Annotated in this window: 11 protein-coding genes; 3 read left to right on the top strand and 8 right to left on the bottom strand. The window is 73.0% G+C overall.

All coding sequences use genetic code 11. The features are described from left to right. Positions 1 to 221: hypothetical protein (locus VFZ92_RS16640; protein ID WP_330876845.1), on the top strand; the 221-nt coding region annotated here is incomplete at its 5' end. 236 nt (positions 222 to 457) lie between these two features. On the opposite strand, the gene VFZ92_RS16635 is transcribed toward VFZ92_RS16640, so the two are convergent. After that, positions 458 to 1,840 carry a leucyl aminopeptidase gene (locus tag VFZ92_RS16635; RefSeq protein WP_330876844.1) on the bottom strand — a complete coding sequence of 461 codons (1,383 nt, stop codon included), beginning with the start codon at positions 1,838 to 1,840 and terminating at the stop codon, positions 458 to 460. Positions 1,841 to 1,939: 99 nt separating this feature from the next. Further along, entirely contained in the window at positions 1,940 to 2,107 is a 168-nt protein-coding gene (locus VFZ92_RS16630; RefSeq protein WP_106185758.1) for a DUF3117 domain-containing protein, read from the bottom strand. A 315-nt stretch (positions 2,108 to 2,422) separates the two neighbouring features. Between VFZ92_RS16630 and VFZ92_RS16625 the strand changes: the two genes are divergently transcribed. Beyond that, the gene (locus VFZ92_RS16625) at positions 2,423 to 3,223 is read left to right on the top strand and encodes a PaaX family transcriptional regulator C-terminal domain-containing protein (RefSeq protein WP_330876843.1); all 801 of its coding nucleotides are present in this window, start codon (positions 2,423 to 2,425) and stop codon (positions 3,221 to 3,223) included. Positions 3,224 to 3,251: 28 nt separating this feature from the next. Then, positions 3,252 to 4,037, top strand: coding sequence for an enoyl-CoA hydratase-related protein (locus VFZ92_RS16620; protein WP_330876842.1), 786 nt, complete (start codon positions 3,252 to 3,254; stop codon positions 4,035 to 4,037). Here VFZ92_RS16620 and VFZ92_RS16615 read toward each other — a convergent pair. From VFZ92_RS16615 to folP, 6 genes are all read right to left on the bottom strand, one after another. Further along, the gene (locus VFZ92_RS16615; RefSeq protein ID WP_330876841.1) at positions 4,024 to 4,596 is read right to left on the bottom strand and encodes a DNA-3-methyladenine glycosylase I; all 573 of its coding nucleotides are present in this window, start codon (positions 4,594 to 4,596) and stop codon (positions 4,024 to 4,026) included. The two genes, VFZ92_RS16620 and VFZ92_RS16615, sit on opposite strands and share 14 nt — an antisense overlap. Next, entirely contained in the window at positions 4,593 to 5,039 is a 447-nt protein-coding gene (locus VFZ92_RS16610) for an SRPBCC family protein (protein WP_330876840.1), read from the bottom strand. Before VFZ92_RS16610 ends, VFZ92_RS16615 begins: the two co-directional genes overlap by 4 nt. Beyond that, on the bottom strand, positions 5,036 to 5,407 hold the full coding sequence (locus tag VFZ92_RS16605; RefSeq protein WP_330876839.1) for a DivIVA domain-containing protein: 372 nt from the start codon (positions 5,405 to 5,407) through the stop codon (positions 5,036 to 5,038). Before VFZ92_RS16605 ends, VFZ92_RS16610 begins: the two co-directional genes overlap by 4 nt. 28 nt (positions 5,408 to 5,435) lie before the next feature. Beyond that, positions 5,436 to 6,116, bottom strand: a complete 681-nt coding sequence (locus tag VFZ92_RS16600) for a permease prefix domain 1-containing protein (RefSeq protein WP_330876838.1) — start codon at positions 6,114 to 6,116, stop codon at positions 5,436 to 5,438. Further along, positions 6,098 to 6,436, bottom strand: a complete 339-nt coding sequence (locus tag VFZ92_RS16595; protein WP_330876837.1) for a PadR family transcriptional regulator — start codon at positions 6,434 to 6,436, stop codon at positions 6,098 to 6,100. The genes VFZ92_RS16600 and VFZ92_RS16595 overlap by 19 nt, the downstream gene beginning before the upstream one ends. A gap of 237 nt (positions 6,437 to 6,673) precedes the next feature. Continuing rightward, on the bottom strand, positions 6,674 to 7,444 hold a 771-nt coding region (folP, locus tag VFZ92_RS16590), incomplete at its 5' end, for a dihydropteroate synthase (RefSeq protein WP_330876836.1).

The raw sequence follows: 7,444 nt of genomic DNA, 5'->3' as shown, positions 1-7,444 counted from the left end.
TGCGGCTGCGGCTGCGGCTGCGGCTGCGGCTGCGGCTGCGGCTGCGGCTGCGGCTGCGGCTGCGGCTGCGGCTGCGGCTGCGGCTGCGGCTGCGGCTGCGGCTGCGGCTGCGGCTGCGGCTGCGGCTGCGGCTGTGGCTGTGGCTGCGGCTGTGGCTGCGGCTGCGGCTGTGGCTGTGGCTGTGGCTGTGGCTGTGGGCGATCCTCCCCCCGCTCGCGTGATTGTCTTCATGGCCGTACGCACCGTGTCAAGACTGGAAAGATGTCTTGACACGGCACGGCCGGCCATGAGGGCGCTTCGGATCGGGGGCAGGGTGGGGTGTGGGCTCGGTCGAGGCCGGCTGCCGTTGTGGTCGGGTTTCCGGCCCAGCCCGGCCCAGCCCGGCCCGCAGGCCTACGGGCTTCGCCCCGAGTTGTGCGCAGCCCTGCCGGAGGGCTTCGCCCCTGCGGTCCCGCTTCTAGCGGGTGTAGCTCTCCACCAGTTCGACCAGTGTGCGGGCGGCGAAGCCGGTGGCTCCCGGTACCACCTCGTCGTACTCGCTCTCCGACCTCGCCGGGCCCGCGATGTCCAGGTGTGCCCACGGCAGCCCGGCGGTGAACTCGCGCAGGAACAGCGCCGCCGTGATGCCGCCGGGGCCGGGTGGGCACTGGCGGACGTCGGCCACGTCGCTCTTCACGGCGTCGGCGTGCTCGTCCAGCAGCGGCATGCGCCACCAGGCCTCGTGCACGCGACCGCCCGCCGTCGTGATGCGGGCGGCGAGGTCGTCGTCGGTGGCGAAGAGGCCGCCCGTGCGCAGGCCCAGGCTGACCTTCATCGCACCGGTGAGGGTGGCCACGTCCACCAGCAGGTCCGGGTTGAGGGTCTTCACGGCGTAGGCGAGGGCGTCGGCCAGGACGATCCTGCCCTCGGCGTCGGTGTTGGTGATCTCGGTCGTGGTGCCGCAGTAGTGGCGGACGACGTCACCGGGGCGGTAGGCCGAGCCGGAGACGTGGTTCTCGGCGCACGGCACCAGGCCGGTGACGCGGACCGGGAGGCCGCGGCGGGCGATGGCGAGCATCGCGGCGATCACGGCGCCGCCGCCGGACATGTCCGTGCGCATCAGGTGCATGCCGTCGGCGGGCTTCACGGAGATGCCGCCGGTGTCGAACGTGATGCCCTTGCCGACCAGCACCACGTGCGGGGCGTGGCCGGTGACCGAGCTGGGCCGCCAGGACAGTTCGAGGAGCCTGGGCGGGCGGGAGGAGCCGCCGCCCACCGCGAGGACGCCGCCGAAGCCCTCGGCGGCCAGCCACTTCTCGTCGCGGACGACGGCCTTGAGGCCGGGCACCCCGCCCGCCTGCTTGGCGGCGGTGCTCGCCAGCCACTGCGGGTCCTTGACGTTCGACGGCGTGTTCGCCAGGTCGCGGCTCAGGGCCGTGGCCAGGGCGAGGTCGTACGCGTGGCCCGCCTCGGCCGCCAGCACGTCGGTGTAGCCGGGGTCCTGGACGACCAGCCTGAGCGACCTGATCCGGGGCGGCGGGGCCTCGCCGGTCACCTTGAAGCGGTAGCCGCCGAGCGTCGCGCCCAGGACGAACGCGCGGACGCGCTCCGCCTCGGCGTCCGCGGGCAGCAGCACGTCGTAGGAGCGGGCCTCGTCGGCCTGGTCCAGCGCGCGGACGAGGGTCGCGCCCGCCGTGCGCCACGTCGCGGGCCCGCCGTCGCCGACGCCGAGCCGCCACCCGTCACCGTCCCGCTCGGTCTCGCCGAGGTCCGCCGTGGTCAGCACCACGCTCGGCACGCCACGTCGGGCCGCGTCGGCGACCTCGACCTCGACGAGTGCGGTGGGCACGGGGGTGCGCAAGGCGGTCCTCCTCAGTCAACTGTGTATGCGGTATCACAACGAAGTGAGGCCCCGGTTCCACAGTGGAAACCGGGGCTTCGAGGCTTCTCGAGGCTGGGATCAGCCAACGGCCGCCTTCAAGGCATCGCCCAGGGCGCTGGCCTCCTCCGCCGACATCTCGACGACGAGGCGCCCACCACCCTCGAGCGGAACGCGCATCACGATGCCGCGCCCCTCCTTGGTGACCTCGAGGGGACCGTCGCCGGTCCGGGGCTTCATGGCCGCCATAGCGTGCTCCCTCCGTCAAAACCCTTCCCCGTCCGACCTGGTTCGCGAAACCCGGCCGGATCCGCGTCCATTCTCCCCTATCCGGACTCAGCCGCGAAACCGAACCGATCTTTCGGTGGTTCCGACAACCATTTGTCGATCTTCACTTGTGCCTGTTCAGAGGCTGGATCGCCGTACTGCAAAGGGATTCCGCGCGGACGATCACCGTCACCGGTTCGTGATCCGCCCTTCGTGCGCGGGTCGCCCGATCCGGCGCGTCCCGGCCCGACGGCCCGCCCTGGTCGCGCGGGGCCGGGCCTGCCAGACTCGACCGTCGTGCGAGCCAGATCCGCGTTGTTCGACGTGTACGGCGGCCACCTGCGTGAACGCGGTGGTGCCGCGACCATCGCCGCCCTGGTGCGGCTGCTGGAGCCGCTGGACTTCGCCGCGCCCGCCGTGCGGACCGCCGTGTCCCGGACCGTTCGGCAGGGATGGCTGCACCCGGTGCGCCTGGCAGATGGCCCCGGCTACGCGCTGACCCCCAGGGCCGAACGGCGGCTTGACGAAGCGGCCGCGAGGATCTACCGCACCCGGCCGTCCACGTGGGACGGTCGGTGGCACGTGCTCGTCCTGGAGGAACTGCCGGGCCGCGAGTCGCGCGAGCGGTTGGCCTCCTCGCTGCAACTGCTCGGCTACGGCGCGTTGGGCCCCGTGACGTGGATCGCACCGCGCCCCTCCCCCGAACTGGCGGACGTGCTGGCGGCCGAGGGTGTGGCGGCGAGCACGTTCCACGGCGGACACGAGGGCGACGACGGGGGTCTGGCCGCGCGGGCGTGGGACCTCGCCGCGCTCGGCCGGGACTACGCGGCGTTCGTCGCGGAGTGGGCACCGGTCATGTCGCGTGTGGACGGTTCGGCGGCGCCGGAGTCGTTCGCCGCGTCGCAGCGGCTGCTGCACGCGTGGCGGAAGTTCCTGTTCCGGGATCCCGGCCTGCCGGTGGAACTGCTGCCCGCGGACTGGCCGGGGACCGGGGCCGCCGAGTTCTTCGACCATCACACCGCCCGCCTGGCCCCGGCCGTGGAGCGGTTCGTGGACGAGTGCCTGGACAAGTCGGCGCGGAACGAGTCCACTGCTTAGGTAGTCACCGAAACTGGAGGTCTCCGCCGTGTCCGAACTCCTCATCGACGACGCCGACGGTGTGCGCACGTTCACGCTGAACCGCCCGGAGGCGTTCAACTCGTTCACGGTGTCGCTGAAGGAGGCGTTCCTCGACGCCGTCCTGGACACCGCGAAGGACGAGTCGGTGCGCGCCGTGGTCATCACCGGGGCAGGCAGGGCGTTCTGCGCGGGCCAGGACCTCAAGGAGCACGTCGCGCTGCTGGAGTCCGGTGACCCGGCGCCGCTGAACACCGTGGAGCAGCACTACAACCCGCTGATCAAGGCCATCATCGGCATGCCGAAGCCGGTGATCGCCGCGGTCAACGGCACGGCGGCGGGCGCGGGCGCGTCGATCGCGTACGCGTGCGACCTGCGGGTCGCGGCGGCGTCGGCGAAGTTCCTGATGGCGTTCGCGAACGTCGGCCTCACGTCGGACTCGGGCGCGGCGTGGACGCTGCCGAGGCTGATCGGGCACGGCAGGGCGATGGAGATGATGCTGCTCGCCCAGCCGGTCGACGCGCAGGACGCGCTGCGGATCGGGATGGTCGGCCAGGTCGTGCCGGACGGCGAGGCGCTGAGCACCGCGCAAGCGTTGGCGCGCAGGCTCGCGGCGGGCCCGACGACGGCCTACGCGATGATCAAGAAGGCGTTGGCCGTCGGGTCCGGCGGGACGCTGAACGACGCGCTGGAGATCGAGGCCAGCACCCAGGCGCTGGCGGGCGCGACCGACGACCACCGCGAGGCCGTGGCCGCGTTCGTGGCGAAGCGCAAGCCGGAGTTCACCGGGAAGTAGCGGCCCCGTCGGCGGCCACCGCGCGGAAGCAGGTCGCCACGTGGTCGTCGACCATGCCGGTGGCCTGCATCAGCGCGTAGGCCGTGGTCGGGCCGAAGAAGACGAAGCCGCGGCGCTTGAGCTCCTTGGCGAGGGCCTTGGACTCGGGCGTCACGGCGGGCACGTCGGCCGTCGTGGCGGGTCGCACGCGGCCCTCCTTCGACGGCGCGAACGACCAGAGCAGGTCGTCGAACGGCTCGTCGAGGTCGGCGACCACGCCCGCGTTGCGGATGCAGGCGTTGATCTTGGCCCGGTTGCGCACGATGGACGCGTCGGCCATCAGCCGCTCCACGTCGTCGTCGCCGTAGGCCGCGACGGTGGCGGGGTCGAACCCCTCGAACGCGCGGCGGAACGACTCGCGCTTGCGCAGGATCGTGATCCACGACAGGCCGGACTGGAAGGACTCCAGGCACAGCCGCTCGAACAGCTCGGTCTCGCCGTGCAGCTCGACGCCCCACTCGGTGTCGTGGTACTCGGCGTAGTCGGGGGTGCTGTCGCCCCACGGGCAGCGGACGATCACCGGGCGTACGCCTCGGCGAACCGGGCGAACTTCTCCAGCGACCTCCGCACGCCCCAGGTGAACGCCGGGCGGACCAGCGGCCAGCCGAGCCGTCCGACGACGCCGAGCGGCAGGTCGAGGCGTTCGACCCAGACGAACTCCGACGTCCACTCGGTGACGGGCTCGACGAGGAACTCGCCGGTGCCGCGGACGACCTTCCCGGTGTGCAGCACGGCGCAGCGCGTCGGCGGTTCCCAGTCGGTGATCCGCATGGTGTCCGTGAAGCCCAGCGGTCCGGCACCGGTGAACGCGGCCAGGGTGGAGCCGACGCCCCTGCCGTCGCCCGAGGTCACGCGCACCGAGGTGCCGAGCATCCACTCGCCCTGCCGGGTCCAGTCCGTCAGCGCGGCCCACGTCGTCCCGGCGGGCGCGGCCACGGGGACCTTGAGCACGAGCTCCGTCACGTGGAGCCGCCGTTCTCGCCCGCGTGCCGCGCGACGGGTTCGGGCTCCGGTTCGGGTTCGGGCTCGGGCTCGGGCCTCGGGTGGCCGTCCTCCAGCTCGGCGATCCGGGCGCGCAGGTCGTCGACCTCGGTCGCGAGCCGTTCGAGCACCCAGTCGACCTCGGTCATCTTGTAGCCGCGCAACACCTGTTGGAAGCGCAGGTCGCGGACGTCGTTCGAGGTCACACCCTCGGCCGGGAGCCTGGTCGGCGACGCGCCGGGCGGCAGGGGGGCGAGCTCCTCACCGCGGCCGAACACGAGCGACGACAACAGGAACACCACGGCAGCCACGAGAACCATGACGACGAGGTAGATGAGCGCGGTGGTCACGACGACGATCGTGGCACATCGCGGCGGATCAGACTGCGGACAACGCCAGACAGCGCTTCGCCAGCACCCCGACCCTGATGAGGACGACGTAGAACACGGCCGCCGCTCCCAGCACCGGCGCGGGCATCAGCAGCCGTTCCGCGTCCAGGGCGGCGGTGCCCGTGACGATCGCGAGGTTGCACGACACCGCGAGCACCGCGCAGGTCGCGGCGACCCCTCCCGCGAGCCTGCCGAGGGTCGTCCCGCTGACGCCGTACCGGGACAGCAGCCGTCCGACCAGCAGCGAGAGCACGGCGCAGGAGCTGATGACCCACGGGAGGTGGCCGTTGGCGCGGGCGGCGAACAGGTACCAGTCGGGCGGGGGCGGACCGTCGAAGCCCGCCCACGGCCCGATCCAGAACCTCTGGTTCAGCTCCCACAGCACGGAGGTCAGCGGGATCAGCAGGGCCACCGTCCGCAGCGTCGTGGCGGCGTGCGCGACGGCCAGTTCCGCCTGGTAGCCGGGGGCGACGACGGTGAGCGGGCCGAACTCCTCGACCGCGCGGCGCTCGGCAGCCTCGGCGGACAGGCCCCGGTCGCGGTAGGAGTCGGCCGCGTCGTCGAGGCTGTCGCGGGCCTCGGCGAGCAGGTCGGCCTTGACGTGGGCGGGCCCGCGCAGCCGCAGGTCCAGGTCGCCGACGTACTCCTCGATCACGCCCGCTCCGGCCACGGCCCACCTCCGAGGACGCCGTCGATGGCCGTGGTGAACTCGCGCCACGCGGCGCGCTCGTCCGACAGCGCCCGTTCACCCGCTCCGGTGAGCCGGTAGGTGCGGCGCTTGCGGCCCGCGACCGTGCTCCACTCGCTGGTGACGTGCCCGGCGCGCTCCAGCCTGCGCAGCGCCGGGTAGACGGTGCCGGTCGGCAGGTCGAGGGCACCCCCGCTGCGCCGCTGGAGCGCCTCGATGATCGCGTAGCCGTGCAGGCTGCCGCCGTCCAGCGTGGCCAGCAGCAGTGCGTCCAGGTGGCCGCGCAGCGCGTCGGACTTCATGAGTAGCGAGTCTACGGATCCGACCGAGGGATCACATCGGGGTGATCCCCGACGTCGAGCAGAGTGGCTACGCACAGCGTCCTCACCCGTGGACCCCCTCGACCTGGCGCGGGCGCGGTTCGCCACCACCCCGTTCCACTTCCTCCCCCGCTCGCCGAACACCGGCGGCGCAGGAAGACCTGCCTCGACCGCGATTCCGCTCGGCGGCTCCGCGCGAGCACCGGTCCCCGCCCGGCGCTACGCGAGCGCCCGCAGCACCCGCGTGGGCGTTCGCGTTCCGGCGATCGACGCGACCATCTCCACGGTCCGCCGCGTCTGCCGGACCTCGTGCGCGCGGAACACCCGCGCCCCGGTCCACGCCGCCACGGCGGTCGCGGCCAGGGTTCCGTCGACCCGGTCCCCGACGTCCGCGCCGAGCGTCTCGCCGATGAAGTCCTTGTTGGACAGCGCCATCAGCACCGGCCACCCCGTGCCGACCAGTTCGTCCAAGCGGCGCAGCAGCTCCAGCCCGTGCCAGGTGTTCTTGCCGAAGTCGTGGGTCGGGTCGATCAGCACGCCCGCCGCCGGCACGCCCAGGGCCACCATCCGCTCGGCCCGCTCGACCAGTTCCGCCGCCACGGACGCCACCACGTCGGCGTAGTGGACGCGGTGCGGGTCGGTGCGCGGCTCCAGGCCGCCGGTGTGCGAGCAGACGATGCCCACGCCGAACTCGGCCGCCACTTCGGCGAGCGCCGGGTCCGCGCCCGCCCACGTGTCGTTGATCAGGTCCGCGCCCACCTCGCACACGGCCCGGCCCACCTCGTGCCGCCACGTGTCGACGCTGATCACGAGGTCCGGGTGCCGCTCGCGGACGGCCGCGACGAACGGCACGACCCGGCGCGCCTCCTCGGCGGCGTCCACGACCTCGCCCTTGGAGCCCGCCTTCACCCCGCCGATGTCGACGATGTCCGCGCCGTCGGCGACCGCGCGGTCCACCGCGGTCATGGCCGCCTCGTCCTCGAACGTGGC

Source organism: Umezawaea sp. (assembly GCF_036375055.1).
In the GTDB taxonomy this organism is placed as follows: domain Bacteria; phylum Actinomycetota; class Actinomycetes; order Mycobacteriales; family Pseudonocardiaceae; genus Umezawaea.
This window is presented reverse-complemented; position numbering and strand designations above follow the sequence as displayed.